The 24179-nt window shown below is 60.4% G+C and carries 11 protein-coding genes; 2 read left to right on the top strand and 9 right to left on the bottom strand.

Annotated elements, in window-relative coordinates; translation table 11 throughout:
- Window positions 1-696: 696 nt before the first annotated feature.
- Together QM615_RS09415 and QM615_RS09410 are read right to left on the bottom strand one after the other, a co-directional pair.
- Window positions 697-1575 (bottom strand): cyclopropane mycolic acid synthase family methyltransferase, encoded by an 879-nt coding sequence (locus tag QM615_RS09415; RefSeq protein WP_269596751.1) that lies wholly within the window; start codon window positions 1573-1575, stop codon window positions 697-699.
- Window positions 1575-11426 (bottom strand): non-ribosomal peptide synthetase, encoded by a 9852-nt coding sequence (locus QM615_RS09410; RefSeq protein ID WP_283347280.1) that lies wholly within the window; start codon window positions 11424-11426, stop codon window positions 1575-1577. The genes QM615_RS09415 and QM615_RS09410 overlap by 1 nt, the downstream gene beginning before the upstream one ends.
- A gap of 202 nt (window positions 11427-11628) precedes the next feature.
- Between QM615_RS09410 and QM615_RS09405 the strand changes: the two genes are divergently transcribed.
- Window positions 11629-13401 carry a DUF4012 domain-containing protein gene (locus QM615_RS09405; RefSeq protein WP_283347279.1) on the top strand — a complete coding sequence of 591 codons (1773 nt, stop codon included), beginning with the start codon at window positions 11629-11631 and terminating at the stop codon, window positions 13399-13401.
- A gap of 375 nt (window positions 13402-13776) precedes the next feature.
- Entirely contained in the window at window positions 13777-13968 is a 192-nt protein-coding gene (locus QM615_RS09400; protein ID WP_283347278.1) for a hypothetical protein, read from the top strand.
- A gap of 17 nt (window positions 13969-13985) precedes the next feature.
- Here the strand turns inward: QM615_RS09400 and QM615_RS09395 are convergent, their stop codons facing one another.
- The 7 genes from QM615_RS09395 to QM615_RS22440 all read right to left on the bottom strand — a co-directional run bounded on the left by QM615_RS09395 (window position 13986) and on the right by QM615_RS22440 (window position 24086).
- Window positions 13986-15605, bottom strand: a complete 1620-nt coding sequence (locus QM615_RS09395) for a tyrosine-protein kinase domain-containing protein (protein WP_283347277.1) — start codon at window positions 15603-15605, stop codon at window positions 13986-13988.
- Between the two features lie 178 nt (window positions 15606-15783).
- Window positions 15784-16937, bottom strand: a protein-coding gene (locus QM615_RS09390) for an IS3 family transposase (RefSeq protein WP_283347287.1) whose coding sequence is annotated in 2 segments (ribosomal slippage) — window positions 15784-16649 and window positions 16649-16937 — 1155 coding nt in all. Because the reading frame shifts where the segments join, the coding sequence is not laid out codon by codon here.
- 885 nt (window positions 16938-17822) lie between these two features.
- Window positions 17823-19091, bottom strand: a complete 1269-nt coding sequence (locus QM615_RS09385; RefSeq protein WP_283347276.1) for an O-antigen ligase family protein — start codon at window positions 19089-19091, stop codon at window positions 17823-17825.
- Window positions 19092-19760: 669 nt separating this feature from the next.
- The gene (locus QM615_RS09380) at window positions 19761-20792 is read right to left on the bottom strand and encodes a glycosyltransferase family 4 protein (protein WP_283347275.1); all 1032 of its coding nucleotides are present in this window, start codon (window positions 20790-20792) and stop codon (window positions 19761-19763) included.
- Between the two features lie 502 nt (window positions 20793-21294).
- Window positions 21295-22431: a glycosyltransferase family 4 protein gene (locus QM615_RS09375; RefSeq protein WP_283347274.1), complete on the bottom strand. Its 1137-nt coding sequence runs from the start codon at window positions 22429-22431 to the stop codon at window positions 21295-21297.
- The gene (locus QM615_RS09370; protein ID WP_283347273.1) at window positions 22432-23415 is read right to left on the bottom strand and encodes an NAD-dependent epimerase/dehydratase family protein; all 984 of its coding nucleotides are present in this window, start codon (window positions 23413-23415) and stop codon (window positions 22432-22434) included.
- On the bottom strand, window positions 23394-24086 hold the full coding sequence (locus QM615_RS22440) for a WecB/TagA/CpsF family glycosyltransferase (protein ID WP_502941872.1): 693 nt from the start codon (window positions 24084-24086) through the stop codon (window positions 23394-23396). Before QM615_RS22440 ends, QM615_RS09370 begins: the two co-directional genes overlap by 22 nt.
- Window positions 24087-24179 lie beyond the last annotated feature (93 nt).

The following is a 24179-nucleotide window of genomic DNA, read 5'->3' as shown; positions in this document are numbered from 1 at the left end:
CTCATGGGCAACAAGACTCTAAAACCAGATGGCCCCGTTCACTGGGGACACGCCAGCGGTCTTGCCCGCCTTGATCTCGGACTGAATGCACCCCGCAGAGTCGCGGGCATAGGTGACGGAGATGGCGTTCTGGACAGCCGATGTGATCCGACCGGCACTGCCGCAGGTGAGCTCGGTCTCCACTTGGGGCGAATAACGTATGTCGACTTCCACTTCTGGAGGGAACCGACGGCCAGATCATCGAGGCACCAGCCGTGACGAGGCAACTAGTGGGGGCCGACGACCGGCCCGGGTGGCGCAACAGCGGTGCCGGTGGACGTCGCGATGAATGCCAGAACCGAGGAAGTGAACAGTCCAATGGCAACAAAGCGCCGGACATTCTTCATAGTGCCCGCCACGTCATCGGCCAACCATCCGATTCCGAATAAGCACAGCAACTCCCATCCCGATCGAAGCCAGGATCAGCGGTGCGGCTATTGCCATGTTCGCACCGACGGCGAGGAACAGGATGAGTAGCGCCAGAGCCGCGAGGAAATACACGGCCGCAAAACTGGGTGCCCCAGAAACTGTGTGCATGGAATCCCCAACGTCAGAAGCAGTCTCATTCGGACCGGCGGACGAGAAAAATCGCGGACATGCCCCTCGCCGTTAGCCAGGGTACTAGTTTGACTCGTTAGTCAAGTGTCAGTCGCACACTCACTTCTCGGGTATGTCTGCAGCGGCCAGCGTGAATTGCACGACGTCGATGCGTGAACTCTTGAATCGCGCTGACGAGCCGGTGAGGTATTGCACGTATTTTTCGTACGTCGCCTCCGAGGACACGGCAATGGCCTCGTCGCGAGACGCGATCAGTTTCTCGGCCCAGGTATCGAGTGTCCTCGCGTAGTGCAACCTCAGAGGATGCTCCCGCAGCAACTCGAATCCGGCGTCGGCGGCTTTCGCCTTGATCACCTTGACGAGCGTCAACTGTCCGCCGGGAAAGATGTCGCGCAGAATGAAGCGTGAGAAGTGCGCATCCTCACGCGTGAGGCCGCCCGCACCGGAGGCCGGGTCGGGTGGGGTGATGACGATGGTGTGCAACAACATTCGTCCGTCGACGGGCAGTACCGAGCGGCACTTCGCGAAGAATGCCGAGTACCGGTTACGCCTGAAATGCTCGAACGCGCCGATACTGACGATCCGGTCGACGGGCTCGTCGAATTCCTCCCACCCCTGCAACCGGATGTCGACGGTGCGGTCGGTCGACAGGTCGGCCACGACGGTGCGCCCGTGCTCGTACTGATTTCTGCTCAACGTCAGACCGATGACGTTGACGTCGTACTTCTCGACCGCCCGCTTGGCGAGAGCGCCCCAGCCGCAGCCTATGTCGAGCAACGTCATCCCCGGCTTCAAGTCGAGCTTGCCGAGGGCGAGGTCGATCTTGGCCGTCTGCGCCTCCTCCAGCGTCATGTCCTCACGCTCGAAGTAGGCGCAGCTGTACGTCATGCTCGGGTCGAGGAACAGTGCGAAGAACTCGTCCGAGAGGTCGTAGTGTGCTCGCACGTCATCGACGTACGGCTCCAATTGTTCGCTCATCACGCCACACCTTTCCCCACAGCATCGGTGCCGATCACTCGGCCTAGTGCACGGGCACCGATCTCGCCCAGCATGTCTTCGTGTTCCACATCGACCCGGTGAACCGACATCCGCCCGCCCACGAACTGCGTCCACTGCTCCGCACCGTGCGAGCCGCGAGCGGCGAAGTAGTGCACCGACCCCGCGAACACCGCAGGCGCGTACGACGCCACCCAGGTGGGAGCCTCCGCGACGGGACGATACATCCGCCGCAGATGATCCACGGTGAGGAACGCAAGTTCACTTATGTTCTCGCGCAATCGATCCACGATGGTCTCGAACGAGTCACCCTCGACCCCGAGCTGACGAGCAAGATCGTCGACGCCGAACTCTGCGGCACCCTCCGGTGCCGAGAGCTGCGCGTCGACGAGCGCCAACAGCGCGACGTCCTCACCTTCCGACTGCAGTTGCGTCGCAACAGCATGCGCGATCACACCGCCGAGCGACCATCCGAGCAGGTGGTAGGGGCCGTGCGCCTGAACGCCTCGGATCTCGCGCACATATCTCTCGGCGAACTCCTCGATGGAACTCGGCGCAGCGTCACCGTCGGCGATACCGGGCACCTGAAGCCCGTACAGCGGACGTTCGGTCTCCCCGAGCAGCGAGAGGTAGCTCCACGCGATTCCGATGGCCGGGTGCACACAGAACAGCGGTTCACCCACGCCGTCAGTTCGAAGCGGAAGCACCACATCGAAGGCACCGTCCGCACCGTCCTCGCCCGCGTCGAGTTTCGCTGCCAGGGCCGAAATAGTCGGATGCACCAGCAGCAGACTGATCGGAAGCCGACGGTCGAGCCGGTCCCCCAGCGCATCCATCACCTGCACCGCCGAGAGGGAGTGCCCACCGAGATCGAAGAAATTGTCGTCCACCCCGATGTCCTCACCGGCCATCTGCAGTACATCGGAGAACACGGCATGCACCAGTACTTCGTTCGCGGAGACCGGGGCACGTCGTTCGGTCGACATGATCGAGGGCTCGGGCAACGTGCTCGCATCTACCTTGCCGGACAACGTCATCGGCAGTTCATCGACGACGGTGACGGTACTGGGCACCATGTACGCCGGCAGTGTCCTGGCCAAGAACTCGCGAGCCTCCCGAGGTTCGACGCCGCCCACCACGTAGGCAGCGAGCGACTGCCCACGACCGATCACGCTGGCCTGACGCACATCTCGGTGACGCAGCAGTGTCGCTTCCACCTCGGACAGCTCGACGCGATGGCCGCGAACCTTGACCTGCGAATCGACCCGGCCCAGATATTCGAGTTCACGATCGCTGCTCTGAACCACCCAGCGCACCAGATCGCCTGTCCGGTAGAGCCGACCGTCACCGAACGGATCGGCGACGAAGCTGCTCGCCGTCGTTCCGCTCTGTCCCAGATACCCTTCGGCGAGGCCGGCCCCGCCCAGGTAGAGCTCCCCGACGACGTTGTTGCCCACCGGGCGTAGACGGGCATCGAGTACCACGGCGTCGAAGCCGCGAACCGGTCCACCGATGGTCACCGGCACCGCCAAGCCCCACTGACGCTGGTCCGTGGTGCAGGTGCTCATGACGGTCCCCTCGGTGGGACCGTAGGCGTTGAACACCGAGCGTCGACGCGACCATCGTTGCAGCAGTGCCGAATTGGCGGCCTCGCCTGCCATGACGATCACTCGAAGCGACGGCACGGCCTCCGCGTCGGTCACCTGCAGGACGGTCGGTGTGAGGCACGCATGGGTCACCTGGTGTTGCTCGATGAGCGCTTCGAGTTCACGCCCTCCGTGCACCTCGGGTGGAACGATCACCGTGCTGGCTCCCGCACCGACGGCCATCAGTGTCTCGAAGATCGACGCATCGAAACTCGGCGATGCGAACTGGAGCACCCGCGATACCGGCTCCACCCCGAAGAGATCTCGTTGGCTCTGCACCAGATTCGCGATGCCGCGGTGCGTCACCCGCACGCCCTTGGGCACCCCGGTGGAACCGGAGGTGTACACGACGTAGGCCACGCTGTTCAGCGGTGCCTCGCGACCATCGACCCGATCGAGCTCGTCGCCGGTGACGCTCATCCAATCGTCACCGACCGAATGAAAGTCGGCTGCCGAGATTCCTGTGACCGGGGCAGCGCGCTCGAGGATCTCCTGCACCCGGGCCACGGGTTGAGAGGGGTCGATGGACAGGAACCCCGCTCCGGTCTTGGCCACGGCCCAGATCGCGACGAGGTACTCGACAGATCGTTCATAGGCAACCGCAACCAGAGCCCCTGGCCGAGCACCTGCGTCTATCAGTCTGTCGGCCAGCGCATTCGACTGTCGATCCACCTCACGGTAGGTCAACGATCGCGAGCCCTCGATCACCGCGACATTGTTGGGCCAACTCTGCACTGCCTGCTCGAACACTGCCGCCAGTGTCAGTCCGGGTGCAGTGTCGCGGTGAGAGGTGACAGCCGACGGGGCGTGCCCGAACTGCGCGCTGCCCAGCCGAATGTTCGGCCGCGTCGAGACCATCGTAAACACCTCGGTCAGGCGCTCGGCGAGTCCGAGGATCACCGATCGCGAGAACCGTGCGGGCGAGTACCCGAGATGGCCGATCAGTCCTGCATCGGACTCGTCGACCAGGACCTCGAGGTCGAACTGCGTGTCCGTGATGTCCACGCGACGCGGGGCGATCGACGTCGACCCCAGTTCGATTGCCGGAGTTGCCGTATCACCGAAGGCGAGGAGCACCTGGAACAGCGGGTGGGTATCGATCGCGCGAGTGGGTTGCACCGCGTCCACCACCCACTCGAACGGTACGTCCGCGTTCGCAAAGGCATCGAGATCCCGATCGCGTACCACGGTGACGAAGTCCTCGAACGTCGTCGACGGATCGACCTCGGTCCTGAGTACGACGGTCCCGACGAACATGCCGACGAGGTGATCGAGTGCCGGATCGGATCGGCCACCCACCGGGGTCCCGATGGCGATGTCCTGGGTACCACTGGCTTCTGCGAGGACGGCGGCCAACGCGGCGTGGACCACGACGAACACCGTTGCGCCCACACGATGCGCGAGCGAACGCAGCAGCGTGAGAGTGTCCGGGCCGACGGAGAACTCCACGGCCGTCGCATCGGCCGAGGGATCAGGGGTTCCGGTCGGCAGGTCGAGGAACTCCGGCACGCCGGCCAGGGTGCGAAGCCAGAACTCGAGCTGGTCCGACGCCACGGCGTCGAGCACAGTGCGCTGCCACACTCGGTAATCCGAGTAGTCGACGGCGAGAGGACCGAATTCCGGTGTCGATCCGGCCATTCGGGCCAGCAGGGCGATCTCGACGTCTCGCGCCAGTGGACGGAGCGAGAGCCCGTCGACCGCGATGTGGTGCGCAACAACGGACAGCACCCGCTCGCCGCCTCGGTCCAACAGTCCGAGGCGTAGCGGTGCTTCGAGGGTCAGGTCGAAGCCGTGCAGGGCCAGAGCATCGTGCCCTGCATGGGCATCGTCCAACGTCGACAGCACGATCTGCGGGTCGAGAACCACGGTGACGGGACCGTTCGCGGTCGACGGGTACACCGTGCGCAGCGGCGTATGCCGTTCCAGCACATCAGCTATCGCGGCGCGCAGAACATCGAGGTCCAGGTCCGCCGGAAGCGGTACCTCGACGGCGATGTTGTACGCGGCCGAGGTCGGGTCGTATCGATTCTGCAGCCAGATACGACGTTCGGCCGGGGCAAGACCGGGGTACGACCGCGCGTCGGGATCGTGGACCAGAGCGGGAAGCGGAATGTAGTTCTCGGACAACAACTCGATCGCCGACGCAAGCTGCTGCGCGGTGGGAGATTCGAAGACGGTCCGCACCGGGACATGGGTACCGAGCGCCGCGCTGATGCGGGTTGCGGCACGCGTCGCGACGAGGGAGTCCCCGCCGAGTACGAAGAAATTGTCGTCGACGGCAGGATTCTCGATGCCCAGCAGGTCGGCAAAAATTCCGAGCACCACCTCCTGCGCCAACGTCCGCGCCGCCGCCGGATCGCCGACGGGAAGCGCATTCGAGTACAGGGCGGCGAGATCCACTTTGCCGTTGCCGGTCAGCGGAATACCGTCGATCCGGGTGATGACGGTCGGCTGCATCGACAACGGCAGCCTGTCCAGCAGCCACTGGGCAGCGTCCTGGCCATCGAGTCCCACCACCCAGGCGTGAATCCTGTTCTCACGCACCGCTGTCACCACTCCACCGACGTCGGGATGCGCCGTCAGTGCACTCTCGATCTCCCCCAGTTCGACGCGCACACCGTTGATCTGGACCTGGTCGTCGCGGCGCCCGCGGTAATCGAGCATGCCCGACGGCTGCTGACGAACGAGGTCACCGGTCCGGTACATCCGTGTGCCGCCGGGTGCCGCGACGAAGCGCGTTGCGGTCGACGCCGGGTCCGCGTGGTAGCCGCGAGCCACGCCCGAGCCTGCGAGGTAGAGCTCCCCGACGCCTCCGAGTGGCACCGGATGCAGTCGGTCGTCGAGCACGTGCGCTCCCACATGATCCAGCGGCCGACCGATGGTGACCGGCTCACCGGCACGCAGCGACTCGGCCAACGTGGCCACCACCGTCGCTTCACTGGGACCGTAGGCGTTCAGCATCGACCGCCCGGCCGACCAGTCTTCGACCACAGCGGAACCCAACACGTCACCGCCGACGGCGACGGTCTCGATTCCGGGGGTCGGCGGCACGGTGGCGAGCACCGCGGGTGTGGACAGGTAGTGGGTGACGCGATGCGCAGTGAGGAAGGCCGACATTTCGTCCCCGCCGAGTAGGTCCGGCGAGGCGATCACCATGGTCGCCCCGGCCCCGAAAGCAAGGACGAGTTCGAGCACAGCGGCGTCGAAATTGACCGAGTAGCCATGGAGCACGCGCGAACCCGATGTCACGCCATATCGCGGAATGACCTGCTGCGCAAGCGCATACACACCCTGATGCGTCACCACCACCGGCTTGGGGGTTCCCGTCGAACCGGACGTGTGAATCACGTAGGCGGGGTGCGTCGGTGTCAGCGCTGCCAGGCGGTCCGCATCGGTCAGGGCCACGTCGCTGAAGTTCTCGGCCTGTGTCTCGTCGAGCCAGTGCACTGTCGACTCGACTCCGCCGAAGCCGATCTTGATGTGCGTCAGCATCTGTTCCCGGCGAGCGGCCGGGTAGCGCGGGTCCACGGGCACGAACGCGCCGCCCGCCTTCACCACGGCCCACAGCGCGACGATGTACTCGGCCGAGCGTTCGAGAGACACAGCGACAAGAGTCTCCGGTCCGACGCCGTGTGCGATGAGCAGCCGGGCGATCCGGTTCGAGCGAGAATCGAGCTCGGTGTACGTCATCGGTTCCAGGCCGTCGACTGCGACAGCACCGGACATCGCTGTGCCACCGCCCAATACATCGAGCAGCGTGCCGTCGGGCTTCGACGACGGCAAAGCCGGCGTGTCGGCAAGCGCAAGATCACCGACGACAAAAGCCGGATTCGCGACCGCTGCGTTCAAAAAAGCCAGAACCACCGAGGCGAACTGTTCGACTGTGGCCCGCTGGTAGAGGTCCACCGCGTACTCGATCTGGCCGGTCGACGACGCCGAATCACCCTGTTCGTCCGCAAGCACGAGCGTCAGATCGAATTCCGAGGTGCGAGTGGGTATCTCGAGCACCGAGACGGGTAGGTCCTCGACCGATCGGTGCGGCGCATTGTCGAATGCCAACATCACCTGGAACAGCGGATGCCGGTCGAGGGAGCGATCGGTCGCGAGGGCGTCGACGATGCGCTCGAACGGGACGTCGGTATGCGAGAAGGCATCGAGGTCTGCGGTGCGGACTGCATCGAGCAGGGACGTGAAACTGTCCGATGGGTCCACAGTGACTGCAAGAGGCAGGGTTCCGACGAACATCCCGACCATCTCGTCGAGCGCTTCGTGTCCTCGCCCTGCGGTCGGAGATCCGACCACCACCCGGTTAGAGGTTCCGAAGCGGCTCAGGGCGGCGGCCACGGCGGCGTGGACGATCATGAACGTGGTCGAGTTGGTCGATCGGGCCAGCTCACGAATGCCTGAGTGCAGGTGTGCCCCGATCTCGAAGGGGACTGCGTCCGTTCTCATCGATTGCACCGCAGGCCTGGGGAAGTCCGCCGGTAGCTCCGCTGCCGCGGTGTCGGCATCAGCCAGAACCGACGTCCAGAACGAGAGCTGTTCGGCGGCAACCGAATCCACCACTGTCCGGTTCCACACTGCGTACTGGCCGTACTGGGCGCGCAGACGCGGCCAGGTGGGCGCGTGACCCGCCGTCCGAGAGGCGTGGGCGAAGGCGAAGTCGCGTACGAGTGGGTCGACCGACCACCCGTCCATCGAGATGTGGTGCACCACCACCACGACAACGGTGTCGCCGCATTCGTGCACGTGCAGAAGCGTTGCGCGGATGGGTACCTCGGCCGAGACATCGAAGCCCTCGGCCGCGACCGCTGCGACAGCGGAGTCCAGATCCCGCTCGGAGACAGTGCGCTCGAGTACCTCGACGAGGACGGTATCGGTGGGCCGCACCACCTGCCGCGGACCGTCGTCGTCGGCCGGGTAGTAGGTGCGCAGGGCTTCGTGTCGCTCGATGACGTCGCGCAGAGCCGTCAGAACCGTCGCGGGATCGTCACCGGCTCCGACTCGCACTGCGACCGGCATGTTGTACGCGGGCGATGTGGGATCGAACTGGTTGAGGAACCACAGCCGCTGCTGAGCGTACGACAGCGGGATACGACCCGGCACAACGGTATCGAGTAGTTCGAGTGACGGCTCGGAAGCAGAGGACGCGTCGATGGCCGCAGCGACTGCGCGGACGGTGGAGTCGGCGAACAACACGGTCAACGAGATGGCGGAACCGAGGCGTGCGAGAACTCTGGTAGCACTGAGCGAGTCGCCGCCGAGCTCGAAGAACGAGTGCTCGCGCCCCACCTTCTCGACACCGAGGACGTCGGCGAAGGCTCCAGCCACGGTGCGCTCGGTATCGGTGTGCGGCGCAACGTATTCGGTATTAACGAATGCGGTGGGGGCCGGCAACGCACGACGGTCGACCTTGCCGCTCGCCGTCATGGGCAGCGCGTCCAAAGCAACGACGATGCTGGGAACCATCCAGGCGGGCAGGCGGTTCCGGAGATGACCGTCCAGCTCCGCCGAGCCTCCGGTCACGTACAGAACGAGTCGGTTGTCGCGCACGACGGCCACGGCCGCGCTCACTCCCGCACACGTGGTGGCCGCGGACTCCACCTCGCCGAGTTCGAGACGACGCCCGTGCAGCTGGATCTGCTGATCACTGCGGCCGAGGTACTCCATCGTGGACCCGTCGAACGACCGACGGACGATGTCTCCCGTGCGATACAACCGAGCTCCGGCTGTCCCGGGGTCTGCGACGAACCGCGCCGACGTCACGCCCGGCTGCCCGCTGTATCCGCGGGCCAGTCCGTCCCCACCGAGATAGAGCTCGCCGACGCCTCCGTACGGCGTGGGCCGCAGGTGTGCGTCGAGCACCAACGCCCTCACACCCGGCAGCGGCGCGCCGATGGTCACCCGTTCGGCGGCGCGCATCGGGTCGGACAGCGTGGCCAACACCGTCGCCTCGGTCGGCCCGTATGCGTTGCGCATCGTTCGATCGGCGGAGACGAACCTGTCCCGCAACGCGGGTGGGCACTCCTCACCCCCGACGTCGAAGACGTCGATGGAGCTGAGGTCGTCCGGGTCCAGAGTGGCCAGCACCGTGGGCGAGGTGATCAGGTGCGTGATCTTCTCGCGGTCCAACACGCCGGCGAGGGCGGGACCGGCGTAGACGTCGGCCGGGGCGATCACCAGGGTGGCACCTGCAGCGAACGCGGCAAGAAGCTCCTGGATGGACGCGTCGAAGACCGGCGACGCCGCCTGCAGTACGCGCGAGTCGGGAGTGACGGCATACCGTTCGACGACGTTGGCCGCGAGTTGCGCGAGCCCGCGGTGAGTGACGCTGACGGCCTTGGGTTTTCCGGTCGACCCCGAGGTGTGGATGACGTAGGCCTCGTTGTCGACGTGCAGGGTCGGCGGCGTGAACGCGATCGGGTCGGCGTCGAGCAGGTCCTCGATGAGCAACCATCGGACAGTGCTCGGAAGGTGGTGCGCTCCGGCACGAGTCGTGATGCCGAATTCCACGTGCGCATCGGCGAGCACGGCAGCCAGACGTTCGGTGGGCTCGGTGGGGTCGAGTGGAACGAACGACGCGCCCGAGAGTGAGACCGACCACGACGCCAGCAAGGATTCGTAGGAGCGTTCGATGGCGACGGCAATCCGCTTCTCCGGTCCTGCACCGATCGAGACGAGTTGCGCAGCAATGTGTTCCGCGACCCTGGTGAAGTCGTCACTGGATTGATCGACTCCGGTGGCACGCACCACCGTGCCGGTCGTCAGCAGCGAGGGCAGCAGCGCGGGGGCTACGGTCGCCGTGGAATCCGCGTCGAGCAACGCTGCCTTCTCCTCGGCACCCAGCACTTCGAGCTCGGACACAGCGAGTCCCTCGGGGGCGTGGACCACCTCGCGCAGGAGTGCCAGGAAGCGTCGGTGGTGGGCTGCGAGCTCGTCGGTGCTGTAGAGGGCCGGGTTACCGAGGAAGTCGACGCGGGTGCTGGTGCCTGCGACACCGGGGTAGACGTTGACCATCATGTCGTCGATGGGGCCGCTGGAGAGCACGCGGTATTCGCCGATGACGTCGCCGAGCCGAATTGTGCTGTTGTACATCATGATGTTGACCGTGGGACCGAAGACCCCGCGTCCGGCAGCGGCACTGCCGGTACCGTCGCCGGTAGCACGCTGCATGTCCTCGACGCGGAACCGCTGATGACGAAGTGCGCCGGTGAGTTCCACCTGAATCCGTCGAAGAAGTTCCTCGACGGTCACCCCTCGTTCGACGCCGATACGCAGCGGCACGACGTTGGACATCATGCCGGACGATTCCCGCAGTTTGGTGGTCGCTCGGCCCGATACCGGCAAGCTGAGCATGACGTCGTCGGTGTCGGTCATGCGCGCGAGATAGAGCGCGAACGTGGCGAGGACGACGGGGACGTCGGAGGAGTTGCACCGATGTGCCACTGCTGCAACGGCTTCGGTGAGGTCTGCGTCCAAGACAGCACCGACGCTGACCGTCACTCCGCTGGGAGCGGCCGGTTCACTCGGGCTACCGGCCAGCCTGGGGGCCTCGAGGTGGCCGTCGAGTCGACCGAGCCAGTACTGGCGGTCGGTCTCGTAGCGGGAGGAACTGGGGTACGCGGCCTCGTAGTCGTAGATCTCCCGCACTCCGATGGCGCGGGTCTTCGGGATCTCGGTGCCCGTGATCAACGCGGTGTACACCGCAGCGGTGCGCTCCTGCACCGAGATTGCGCCGAGGCCGTCCATCACGATGTGGTGAGCCCGGCTGTACCAGTAGTAGTGGCACGCGCCCACCTGGATGATCTCGGAGGCGATCAGTTGGTCGCGAACCAGATCCACCGGTTTCCGGTACTGCTCGTCCATGTAGCGCTGGGCATCGTCGATGGGATGGTCGCGGTCGGTGAAATCGCGGTAGATCATCGCGTACGGCACTCGCAAGTCCGACCACTGGTACGGGTGACCGTCGTCCACGCCGATCCGCACGGCAGGCGATTCGAGCCGTCTGCAGGCGATGTCCGTCGCGCGAATCAGCACGGACGGATCGATATCGCCGCGGATCTCGACGTATTGCGCGATGGTGAACGGCACATCCGGTGCCAGCTGCTGAGCGAGGTAGATGTTCATCTGAGCAGCCGACAGGGGGAAGCGGCCATCCTCGAACCGCTCGTCCGCCTCTGGCGACACTTCCCGACCTCCTCAACGCACGCGCCCTGACGGCTTCGATTCGGCCGGCGCGCCACCTCGACGTAGATCTTTCATCGCCCATTACAAACTAGTCGACCCGGTGTGAATGCTCTACCCGGATCGAACTACAGGTACGCGGATCGCCTACTCCCCTTTAGGCTGTGCACTCGAACTCATTTCCTCGACCGAGAGGCCACCGACGATGGCAACCAGTTCCACCGATACCCGTGGTCGGAAATCGGGCAGAAAGCGGCCGATTCTCATCGCGGTGGGGGTATTTCTGGTCATTGTCATAGCTTTTGCGGTGTGGCTTGGTTACGAAGCCTATTCCGCGCAGTCGAGTTTGACCGCCACCCGCGACTCGGCCACACAGGCCAAGGACGCATTGCTCGACGGCGATTCGGCCGGAGCCGAGGCAGCAGCGGCTCGCGCCTCCGAATCCGCCGACGATGCTGTGTCGTCGACGACGTCCCTCCCGTTTTCCATCGCCAAAGCCGTTCCATATCTCGGTAGTCCCTTGAAATCGGTAGCGCAGATCAGCGACGTGGTGCAGGGACTGGCCGTGGACGTGCTCGCACCGGCGTCGGCGGCGGGTGCCAGCCTGAATCCGAGCAGTCTCGTCGACGGCGGCAAGGTGGATACCGCAGCACTGCGGGACGCGCAGCCGGTATTGGAGCAGACCTCCGCCGCAGCCGACGAGCTCAGCGAGCGGGCCCAGCAAGTGGACGAGCCCGACTTCCTCGGCGTGGTGGACGAAGCTCGCACGTCGTTGATCGATCAGACTCACGAACTCGCGACTCTGCTCACCAACACCCGGATCGCCAGTGAACTGCTGCCGTCGATGCTCGGCGACAACGGCCCGCGCAGTTACTTCCTCGCATTCCAGACCAATGCGGAGGCTCGGGGTACCGGCGGGTTGCTCGGTGGCTACGGCATCATTCGGGCCGAGAACGGCACCGCCCGGGTCGACACTCTCGGTGCCAACAACGAACTCGAATTCGCGGAGCAGCCCATCGATCTGGGACCCGAATACAACGCGCTCTGGGCCCCGCGAAACACCACCACCGATTTCCGTAACTCGAACGCGAGCCCGCACTTTCCGTATGCAGGCCAGATCTGGTCGTCCATGTGGACGGAGCAAACGGGTGAGGTGCTCAACGGCGCCATCGCCACCGACCCGATTGCGTTGAGCTACATCCTCGGTGCGACGGGCCCGGTTGCGTTGGCCGACGGTGAGCAGATCACCGCCGACAACGTCGTCGAAATAACTCTCAGCACGGCGTATTCCAGGTTCGGCGACGATCAGTTGGCGCGCAAGGCATATTTGCAGGAGATCGCCGCAGCAGTTGTGCAGAAGATGACCACGGGCGCAGCACCCACCAGGGCTCTGCTCGACGCGGTGGGCCGCGCCGGCAGCGAGGGCCGCATCTCGGTGTGGAGCGCCGATCCGGCGGAGCAGGCAATTCTGGCCGGCACCAAGGTGGGTCACGTCTTGCCGGACAGTCCGGCCCCGTACGCCAATGTGGTAGTCAACAACGCCGGCGGTAACAAGCTCGATTACTACCTGACGCGCGACATCACGTATTCGGCTGAATCCTGCACGGCGGGTACCCGCAAGTCGACCGTGACTGCCACACTCACTAACAACGTGAATCCGAACGGCCTCACGCCGTACGTGGCGAGCACGTTCCAGCCGACGGCGGAGTACGGCACCAACGAATCGATCGTCTACCTGTACGGCACCCAAGGCGCGAAGATCACGTCCATGAAGGTCAACGGCATCACGGGATTCTCCATCCAGGCCGGCACCGAGCTCGGCCGGCCGGTGCAGGCTGCGTACCTCACTATCCCGCCGGGTAAGTCGCAGACGGTAACTTGGGAACTCGAGGAGCCTTCCGCTCCAGGCGAGGCCACGGTACCCATGCAGCCTCTGGTGGATCAGCCAACCGTGACCATCGACGTTCCGCAGTGCTGATCGCGGAGTAATTCGCCCACATCAGTCATTCAATCGAATGAACTTTTAGGCGATGACAGGCCGAATAACGTCCGCTGATAGAGCTACAACTGCTGATGTTATGCGCCCGTTCCCGGGCGAGCACGCCTGCGCATCCGAAAGATTTCGACGTAAGGACATCAGTCCTTCTAACGCGCCGGTTGTGCCGAAGCCATCTCAACACTGGCTAGTCAGTCGGCGAAACGTAGACCTCGAGACGGGAGCATAACTCTCGTTATGCGCCCACAAAAGGGGAACACAACTACTGAACTGCCCTGCGTTCCAAGGCTTTTGACGTGCCGCAACGACGTGTAGCTTCGACGGTGTCATCAACAAATGCCACCTCAGGAGCTACACATGACCAAGAAGAAGATGGAACCCAGCATCAGCGACAGGCTCACAGTGGTGCTTCAGCTACTAGCCGCGGTCGCTTTCACAGCGCAGCTTCCCAACGTCTCGACGCCACTACTTCTAGCGGTGCTGACTCTGGCGGGAATCGTCATCGGTGCAAGCGGACGGACGAAGCCGGACTCCTCACGATCGAAGTGAGTCCGGCCCTCTGTTAACTACTTCCGCAGTCGCGGGCTGTCGGAGCCGTTTCTGGGCGGAGTCTCCGACCGACGGGATCGAGCGTACGACTCCGGTTCCTGAGTTGCTTCTGCTGTACGCGGGCCGGCAGCAGGCGACGCGGAAGCAGAGCGAGGAGCGGACTGCCGCGTCGGCGGCGCATGCACCGGTGCTGGAGCGGGAGGGGACACCGGCGTCGTCGAGGCGACCGGTGCCTGCGGTGCAGGCGCGGGAACCGGCGGTGTCACTTGTCTGGGCAGGTTGGTGTCGGCGGTGTAGTTGTACGAGTAGCTGTACATGTCGCCCTTCTTCGAGGGCGTCAATGCCAGCACCACACCCAGGACATGGGCACCGATCGTTTCCAAATTGCCGATCGACCTGGACAATTCGTTGCTCTTCGTGTGCCCGTAGCGGGTGACCAGGAGGGCACCGTCAGCATGAGTGGTCAGGACGGCCGAGTCGGTAACCGGCAACAGGGGAGCGCCGTCGACAATGACGTAGTCGAATTTGGAGCGCAGTTCCACCAGCAAGGCACGAGATGCTTCCGAACCCAGCAGCTCGGACGGGTTCGGCGGTATCGGACCTGACGCCATGGCCTGCAGGCCCTCGTACTTGGTCGGCTGAAGGACCTCGTCGACTTTCGCCTGTCCCGCAAGGACGGTGCTGAGACCGACCGAACCGATGAGACCCATGTACTTCGAGACGCGGGGGCGACGGAGATCGCCTTCGACGAGAACGACGTGATGGCCGGCCTCGGCCAGCGAGATCGCCAGATTCAGCGCAGTGGTCGTCTTTCCCTCGCTCGGAATCGCGCTGGTGACGACGATGACGCGCGGCGGATGATCGACTTCGAGAAACTGCAGGTTGGTGCGGAGCTCACGGAAAGCCTCGGCGCTGGCCGACTGGGTGAGGTCCTGGAAATCGACGGCCGGATGCGCCTTGCGTTCCTTGTCGAACGGAATGGTGCCGACCAGAGCCTTGCCGGAGATCGACTCGATCTCGCGACGTTCCTTGATCGTGTTGTCCAGACGATCACGCAGGACCGCGAGCGCGATACCGAGCAACAGTCCCACCGCGGCACCCAGGGCAAGGTTGCGCTCGGTGTTCGGACTGACCGGGGTTGCCGACGCATCGGCCTGCTGAAATGTCTTCACTCCGGCCGACGGAGTTCCGCCGTCCTCGGGGGTCTCGAGCTCGCGCACCTGGTTGGTCAGCTCGTTTGCCATTGCGTTGGCGATGTCGCGAGCTATTGCCGGGGACGAGTCACTGACGGTGATGTCGAACAGAACTGTGTCGGGCGTCGACGATGCCTTGACCTTCGCGGCCAGCTGCGACGGGGTCAGACCGAGCGGCAGTACATCGAGAACTCGAGCTGCCAGCGCTTCACTGGTGACCAACTCGGAATAGGACGCGACACGTTGCTGCGAAAACAAGTTGCCCTGGTACGTCTCGCTGACCGATGTTCCACCGGATGTCGAAACGAACATCCTGGCGCTGGACTCGTACATAGGCGTCGTCAACAACGACGTGCCCAGAGCACCCAAGATCGCTACAACCACGGTGACGGCGATGATGATCCAGCGCGCCTTCAGGATCTTCAAATAATCCTGTATCTCCATGCTTCGAGCTCCTCAGTCCGTTCGTAAAACACGCAACGCGACACTGCGTGGCTCAATCGTTACATATCTACCGCACCTTCGCGCATCCGGCAGCCGAGGTGCCACGGAAAACAATTCAAACGCTCGGTTTGCGACACGGGACTGCCCCGAGTTCAGTTGACTCGTGGGGTTGATTGATTCAGGCCGCGTGTGCGGTCTGGTTGATTGTCTCAAACTCGATAGGAGTGAGCTTGCCGAGGCGTCGCTGTCGGCGCTTGCGGTGGTAGGTCCGTTCGATCCACGTAACGATAGCCAGCCGTAGTTGCGCTCGGGTGGACCACCGTTGTCGGTCGAGGACGTTCTTCTGCAGAAGTGCGAAGAACGACTCCATCGCGGCATTGTCACCGCACGCCCCGACACGTCCCATGGAGCCCTGTAAACCGTTGCAAGACAGTTCATGTACGAATTTACGTGACCGAAATTGGCTGCCCCGATCCGAGTGGACAATGGTCCCGTCCGGATTTCGTTGCTCGACTGCATTTCGCAACGCGGTCACGGCGAGGGAGGCTTTCATGCGGGAGTCGATCGAGTAGCCGACGATCTTGTTCGAGTACACGTCCTTGATGGCGCAGAGGTAGAGCTTGCCCTCGTCGGTGCGGTGTTCGGTGATGTCGGTCAGCCAAATTTGGTCGCGTTCCTGTGCCGTGAACTGGCGGTCGACGAGGTCATCGCGGACAGGCGGGCCGGCTTTCCTGTTCAGGCCGCGCTTCTTTGAGAACACGGACCAGAGTCGTTCTTGTGAGCACAGACGTGCGACTCTGTTCTCGCAGGCCGTGATGCCGCGTTCCGGCAGTTCGTCTGCGATGAATCGGTAGCCGAATGCGGGGTCGTCGGCGTGAATGCCTCGGGCGATGTTGATCAGATGCGCATCATCCCAATCACGTTGCGTAACTGGCTGTTTCCTCCATTTATAGAATGCTTGAGTAGAGAAACCGAGAACCCGGCAGGTCACTGTGACGGGCACTCCGTCGGCAGCAAGGTCGAGGACCAGCGGGTAGATCATTTTGGGTTGACGTCCCGGGAGAGGTAGGCGACGGCCCGGCGCATGACCTCGGCTTCTTGCTCGAGGAGTTTGATCCGTTTGCGGGCTTCTCGCAGCTCCGCGGACTCGTCCGAGCCGGCTGAGGTGGTGTTGATGGCTATGCCGTCGTCGCGGTTGGCGATCTTGAGCCAGCGGTGCAGGCAGCCTTCGGAGACGCCGAAGTCCTTCGCGATCTGACGAAGCGGAGCCTCGCCCTTGCGTGCGACAGCGATGACATCGCGGCGAAACTCCTCGGGAAATGCTTTCGGCATGGTGAACATCCTTCCACCGTGAGGAGCGATCCTCACAGATCAGATGTCAACCAAAGCCGGGGCAGTCCCATCTCACGCGGTGCCTTGAGCAATGTAAGTGTAGCAACGATCCCTCGAAATGCCACACGGGTGACACATTTATGGAGACCGGTTGACACTAAGACTTCTAATCAGAAACTGAGCATGGAGACCTTCCACTCACCCCCCACGTAGCGACCACGATTGCCACATCGGCTGATCGGTACGCAGAGATACGAAGCGAGTCATCTGAAAAGATCCCCTTCGTGGTGCATGATCACTTCATGCAACAGCTCAAGCACATACGCAGCCTGATCGACATCGCCAAAGCCACCGATGATCTAGTCGGCTCACACCCGTCCACGCGAAGCCAAGGTTCAATAATTACGACTCTGAAGAGGCTGCTAACGAACCCCTCGGTACGCGCTGGAACCTTAATGGTCCTCGCGTCTCGGTCCAAACGCAGCCATTGGATTTACCGAAACTTGCTAATATCGCTACATTCTTGCGACATCTCGCGGGGCGCAAAAATATCGGGGCCACTACTTCTTCCGCATCCGATCGGCATCGTGATCGGGGCCGGAACAAAAATCGAGGCATACGCGACAATCTATCAGGGGGTCACCCTAGGGACCGACAAGTCCGGAAATTACCCGACTATTGGCGGCGGAGCAATTATTTATACAGACTCCTTGATCATAGGAGGCGTCGCTATCGCACCTGGAGCGAAAGTTCCTGCAAAAACCTTCCTCCGACCTGAAATTCAGTAGGGCAAAAGCAGCAAATCGCGGAAACGGCCCAAAGCGAAAGTTCTATACAAAGGAAGGAACGGCGGCACTACGTGCCGCCTAAAACTGAATGACGGAACTAAATCTTGACCATCTGCGAGCGGCCGCACGCTTCGTCCACTATCGCGGGTCTTCCGTTCCAATCGACGATGGAAATAAGCAAAGCAAGCGCGATACACGAAGGGTAAAAGACAACCGGGTCAGTAACCGAACAAATTAGTATATACAGCCATAAGAAAAGTGCGCCCGTAGACCTCTTGGTAGCTACAAAAACGAAAAACAGACCGAAAGCGACAAACACACAACCGACCAAGCCCAGCTCTACATACGCAGTGACGTAACCGCTGTGCGCGCCCAGACCATCCCCGATTTGAACTTTAGTCTGCTGCCAACCAATACCAAAGAGATTCGGAAACTCGACGAGATTGAGAGCAGACTGCCACTGGCTTAAGCGCCAGCTTCCAGATGAGCTGGAAGCTAAACTGCCAGACTCCAAAAAGGGGAGTACGCGATCTAGAAATGTGGAACCAAGGATTGCGACCGCGGAGGCCACGAGACCTCCAGCGATGAGGAGTCTAACTGGCTGCCTGAGCAGGATAAGTACTCCGATGGCAGCCAAGACGAGCAAAGCCGTCTGTGACGCCGCCAATAGCATCGCTATTAAACCGAGAACGCAAATTGAGATGTCAACCTTCGACAGCCTCTTTCCAACCATAATATAAATAATATAACTTCCAATTAAGTACGATCCGAAATTCGGATGGCCCATCAAGCCACCGTAGCGCACAGACCCATCTGCATCGTAAAATGGCTGAATAAAACGGGTCGCTGTCTGTAAAAAGATACTAAATATACCGACGAGGAGAACTATCCTAATTATCCGCATCAGCACACCGCGGCGAACAAATGGCGCGCACAGCGTCAATAGGATTAACGAGGAAAATCGCACGCCCACCTGCAGGAATGGTACGTCGTTGACCAAACCGGATATCACGACGGCCAGCGCGATGGTGCACGGAAGCACCATCAAAGCGCTGAAACGTACGCCTCTGGTTCGTGTAATCCAAAATAGAAGATAACAGCACCCTAGGAGGACCGCTATATTGTCACCAGTAAGGCTCGATATGCGGATCGTTGACAACAAAACTGGGCCAACGATCATCAAACCAACACCGAACTCCAGCGGCCTAGTTAAACCCCAAATACAAATAACGACTGCTGCAACAATTGCTGGTGCCAGCCACATAAATCCAACCAGGCTCGCAAAGGCAATGACAGCAATTGCGAAAATGTTGCCGATCAAAAGCGTGAGCGCAGTAGATACTGTTCCAGCTTCGACTCGAATCACGTGGTACCACCAATACTATCGATTGCTGCTCAACCCTCAGTGTGTAGAGCTACTGTACCGGACCCGGCGATACATCTTCTTTTCAGTAGAGGCCCAACAGCCCGGACACCCAAAGTCAGTGGGCCACATGCCAAGCTTGGCAAGGTAAAGGCCGTCACCTCAAGTCGATGTCGTCGGCTCTGAAATCTGCGCCGTGATTTCGGCTCTACCCGCAAATGCCCTGGCCCCGTCCGGCAAATCGTCGCTAACAAGTGCATTAGCGCCGACGAAACACCCTGTCCCGATGTCGAGCCTTCTTCCGCTACGAGGGAGGATCACCGCTCCAGTCCCTATGAAAGCGTCGTCGCCAACATAGACTGACAGTCCGTCTCCAATAAGCTGAGAACCCGCAGCAATGGTGACGCCGTGACCAATACGAACGTTTCGGCCAAATACCGTCTTCGGGTGAATTACAGTACCCAAACCGCGGTGGACAAGCTGAATATCTCTAGGAACGGCGCACTCATACGGAAGCACACAGTGAAACAGGAAGAAGCAAATGCCCTTCAACGCCCCTGGCAACAAGGGAATACCAGCGTGATGCAGTTGCGAAGAAACGCGCCATATTAATTCTGGCCTCATATCAAACTCCTTGTTCAGTAGTGTTGGATCTCGATAATCCGTTGAAAGTCAGCGCGAAAGATCAAGCCACTGACGCTCCAAGGCCGGTAAAACACTGCTGGCGTCGAATCTATCAAGGACTACCAGTCGTGCACGTTTTCCCTGCGACTGTGCGACATCCCCCACCATCATGCTTTTGATCGCTATTGACAAATCTTCTACGTTCCCTGCTCGGCACAGAATTCCGGATCCGTTCGATACCAGCTCCGGTATCTGCCCCACCCGTGTAGAAATCACCGCGCAGGACCTGGCCATGGCCTCAATTAGGAACATCGGAAGCGCCTCGTCCCTCGAAGGCAAGACTGCCACCAACGCACGCGCCTGCAACTTTAAGATATCCGCGTGAGAAACAGCGCCTAAAAATTCCACGCCTGTTGTCCTGAGCATGGTTTGGGACACCTCTGCAGTTATTGGTCCAGCGATCACCAATCGCCAATCCCTAGAGTCAACCCGACTCCACGCGGATAGCAAAACATCCACTCCTTTTCGAGGCCCAACTTCACCTCCGAATAGGAACAATTTAGCTTTCTCGATCGGAACATCCGGCACCGCGACACAATTTGTTACAACACGGACGTCTGCGACCCCTAACCGTTCGACCTCACGCAGCGACAGTTGGGTAAGCACGAATGTCGCAGCGCAGCGCTTTAGCACAAACCGCACCAACCATGAGTAACGCTGGCTAAAACTAACGAAATTGGCACCGTGGAGGTGGCCGACTACCCTCAGGCCCAGACATCTACTAACTACAATCAAGATGCCCTCCCGAACAAAAGACCCGCGCTCCGACAGATGGACCACTACCAACCGACGGTTTCGTGATTCGAATCTGAACCAGACGATGTATGCGAAACAGTACAAGATCCTCAATATCGTCCACGGATCACGCTTACCCGCTGTCGAGCAAATCGCGCGCACGCGAACCGTTGCGAAATCCCAATCCAGATAGCCGTTCAAAACCTGAGCCATGCCGCCCGGGTAAGGCCCTACGATTCCGATATGAAGAATATCGGCATCAAACTCGCCCTGGTCTTTGGTCATTTACGCTCCAAGCCCAAGTCCCTCGCCGGATTACCAGCGACCGTAGAACCCGCAGCAACACTGCGGATTACAACGCTTCCGGCACCGACTGTCGCCCCATCACCAATGACGATGTCGCCGAGCACGATTGTGTGCGGTCCAATATCGACCCAATTGCCGATCCGTGGTCCATTGGTATTCTCGGACTTCGCCCCCAAAGTGGTCGAATGACGGACGGTCACATCGTTCCCGATCTTGGTGGTCCGATTTACAACCAGTGCCGTCCCGTGATGAATTCGTAGCCTCCTGCCGACTGAAGTGCCTGCAGGTAGGTCAATATGCGCAACCGAAAGTGCGAACGTACGATATACCATCGCCACCGGAATGCCCGCAAGTCTAATTGCAGGCACGGAGCTTGCGCGGAAAAAGTTGGCACATCTAAACAGAATCAATGTGGCCTGAATGATTGGCCGCCCACCATTGGGCGTGAAGTCCTCGAAGATGCCGCCCGATCGTGACTGTCTCACCTCTGCAGGACCTTTCGACTGTTTGGAGACTTAGCCAGACTATTATATATATCGACGTACGCGGACGCGGTCCTTCCGATCCCAAAACTTTCCGACCTGTTCAATGCCCGTGTACTCATTTCGTCATTCTTCAAAACTGCATTGCACAAAGCCGCCTCAATCGATAGCACAGATTCCGGGTCACAATAGGTTGCCGAGTCGATGCACAATGTTCGGTTCACCGGAATAGAACTTGCCACACAAGATAACCCTATCCCCATCGCTTCGATTAACGAATTAGGAAGTCCTTCACTTCGCGAAGGCAGGATGAATACGTCGGACGCGGCGAGAGCGTCCAACGTTGAGGAATGGGACAATTTCCCGTTAACCCTGATGGTATTCCTAGTAGAAGGATCCAGGTCACCGAGAATTCTTAGAATCTCCTCCCGCACAGGTCCAATTAACGTTAGAGTCGCATCGGGATAGCTGTTTAAAAACCCACGCCAAGCCGCTAACAATGTGTCTACACCCTTTCGAATACAGACGTCACCGGTGAAGATCACCTTCGGCTCGACAACTGGAATCCTCGCACGCAATTCTCTTTCCTCGCGAAAACTTTTGTTCAGTTTCACCCCATTTGCGACGACTACCGTCTCAATTCTGGAGCTGAAATTTGCGCACGCTTTTTGAATGTCGGTGTTCAACGCAACGACGCGATCCGCCCAGAAGAACTGTCGTACAAGAATAATACCGATATTTAGCCCAAGCTTCCTTTGCGCTCGTATAGACTGAGGGTCGTCCGTACCAAGAAGCGTTACCTTCAGTACAATTGGTATGCGGCGGATCTTAGCTGCTGCAGTAGACGAGAATCCATAGTAAAATGCGCCATGGCAATGTAATATATCTGCTCGGGAACTGATTACAATGAAGAAGATTAGTATAGCGAAAATGGCATTACTCAGAGCTTCCGACCGTATCAATGGTCCGACAAATCGAACCATTTCACTCTGCGAGCGAGTCGATTCCCTTCTTCTCGCATAGATGCGCACCGTCGATCCCTCGGCTTCAAGCTCCTTTGCGAGCAGCAGCGCCTGCTGCCCAGCTCCACCATAGTGGGGAGGGGCGGCGTCTACCACCATCAATATTTTCGTCATTTACTGGCTCCTGGGACCAGACGTGAATTCCTGAACAGCCCATTCGTACTGCGCAGCGAGGCCCTGTTCCAGGGACACTTCAGCTGACCACCCAATTTCATTCGCGGCTTTCTCGGAGGTACCCCCCGTCTGCATTACGTCGCCAGCAAATCTCTCCTGCCGCTTAACGATAAGATCATCAACCGCCAGCTCCTGGAGTATTTGAAGGACTTCGTTGACCGAGACCCTGCTACCACCAGACAAATTGTAAACAACACCCGCATCGATTGAAGTCGCAGTGGCCGCCAGAATATTTCCGTTGACGATGTCATCAATGAATGTAAAATCTCTAATTTGACTTCCGTCTCCAAAAAGTGTTATCGGAGTGTTCGTGACTGCAGCTTTAGTGAAGCGAGTGAACGCCATATCGGGCCGTTGCCGTGGCCCGTATACGGTAAAATAACGAAGCGAAACAGTCGGCACTCCGAAGTTCTCGGCGTACAAGCTGCAGAGATGTTCGCCAGCAAGTTTTGAAACACCGTACGGACTGAGCGGTGCAGGCAGATCCACTTCGCTCGTTGGGTACCTATCGGCATTCCCATAGATAGAAGACGATGATGCATATACAAATCGAGTGAGAGACTTGGATTTCTTAGCCGCTTCGAGCAACTTTTGGGTAGCAAGGATATTGGAATCGCAATAAAGCGAGAACTGGCTTCCCCATGAGCCCCTGACCCCCGGTTGACCGGCCTGGTGAAAAACTACGTCAGCCGCACCCACCAGCTGTTCTAAATCTGCCGTATTAATATCCGCTTCGCATAGCGTAAAATCCGTGCAGTCGAGAAGTTCTACATTTCTTCTCTTTAGCGTCGTATCGTAATAGTCTGTAAAGCAATCAAGGCCGACCACCTCATGGCCTTCCTGGAGCAACTTCTGGCAGAGGTTCGAGCCAACGAACCCCGCGGCTCCGGTTACTAGCGTCTTCATTTGCTTCTCGACTTCCATGATTCAATTGCAACGTTTATAAATGCAGGCCCCTTGATTAGATATCTCTGCCACAGCCTCCTTGGCTCCAGGAGCAGCCTCCACAGCCATTCGAATCCCGATCGCCGAAATATATAGGGTGCGCGCCGAAGATCGCCGGCCGCGAAGTCTATGGCTGCGCCTGCGCCAACATAGACTGCGTCCGGGAGTATGTCCCTCCAATGAAGGAACCACTTTTCCTGCTTCGGCGATCCTAAACAAATAAATACTAGATCAGGGTTGTAATCTTGCAGCACCTTAATGCTTCCGAGAGACGCTTCATGGTCCGCCGAAGGTAAGAATGGCAGTTGAATCTGTTTAATTTCCGGTTTCTCACCAATTTCCATGAGCCGTTGGATCGCCCGTTCGCCCGCCCCTGGAGACCCGCCTAGTATAGCGATCTTCCATCCCCTGCTAATCGATTCTTTTGCGCACGCGACTAAAAGGTCGGCCCCCGTAATTCGCTCGATTGTCTTTGCTCCAAGTACTCGCGACAACAGAAGCAGTGGAGAACCGTCTACTATTCGCAAGGTGGCGTAATCATAAGACTCTCGCAGCGAGCGATCGGTTCGCAAATTCAGCACTTGGTCGACATTTGGTGTCACCGCTAACGAGGGCTTTCCGCTCAACGCGATCGTTGCAAGAGTGTCCATAAGGTCCTGCCTACTTCCAGAAAACAGTAGCCACGGCCCTACGTAGGTGTCACCGAGGCTGTCTACTCGGAAATTCACTGGCAATCGCTGCAT

Source organism: Rhodococcus sp. IEGM 1341, from assembly GCF_030056895.1.
GTDB lineage: Bacteria > Actinomycetota > Actinomycetes > Mycobacteriales > Mycobacteriaceae > Rhodococcoides.
The sequence above is the reverse complement of the archived record's forward strand: the minus strand, read 5'-3'. Positions and strand labels throughout refer to the sequence as shown.

Bases quoted from the DNA above. Each gene is read 5' to 3' on its own strand.
- QM615_RS09415 (WP_269596751.1), bottom strand. From the start codon at position 1,575: ATGAGCGAACAATTGGAGCCGTACGTCGATGACGTGCGAGCACACTAC.
- QM615_RS09405 (WP_283347279.1), top strand. From the start codon at position 11,629: ATGGCAACCAGTTCCACCGATACCCGTGGTCGGAAATCGGGCAGAAAG.
- QM615_RS09400 (WP_283347278.1), top strand. From the start codon at position 13,777: ATGACCAAGAAGAAGATGGAACCCAGCATCAGCGACAGGCTCACAGTG.
- QM615_RS09395 (WP_283347277.1), bottom strand. From the start codon at position 15,605: ATGGAGATACAGGATTATTTGAAGATCCTGAAGGCGCGCTGGATCATC.
- QM615_RS09380 (WP_283347275.1), bottom strand. From the start codon at position 20,792: ATGACCAAAGACCAGGGCGAGTTTGATGCCGATATTCTTCATATCGGA.
- QM615_RS09375 (WP_283347274.1), bottom strand. From the start codon at position 22,431: ATGACGAAAATATTGATGGTGGTAGACGCCGCCCCTCCCCACTATGGT.
- QM615_RS09370 (WP_283347273.1), bottom strand. From the start codon at position 23,415: ATGGAAGTCGAGAAGCAAATGAAGACGCTAGTAACCGGAGCCGCGGGG.
- QM615_RS22440 (WP_502941872.1), bottom strand. From the start codon at position 24,086: ATGGACACTCTTGCAACGATCGCGTTGAGCGGAAAGCCCTCGTTAGCG.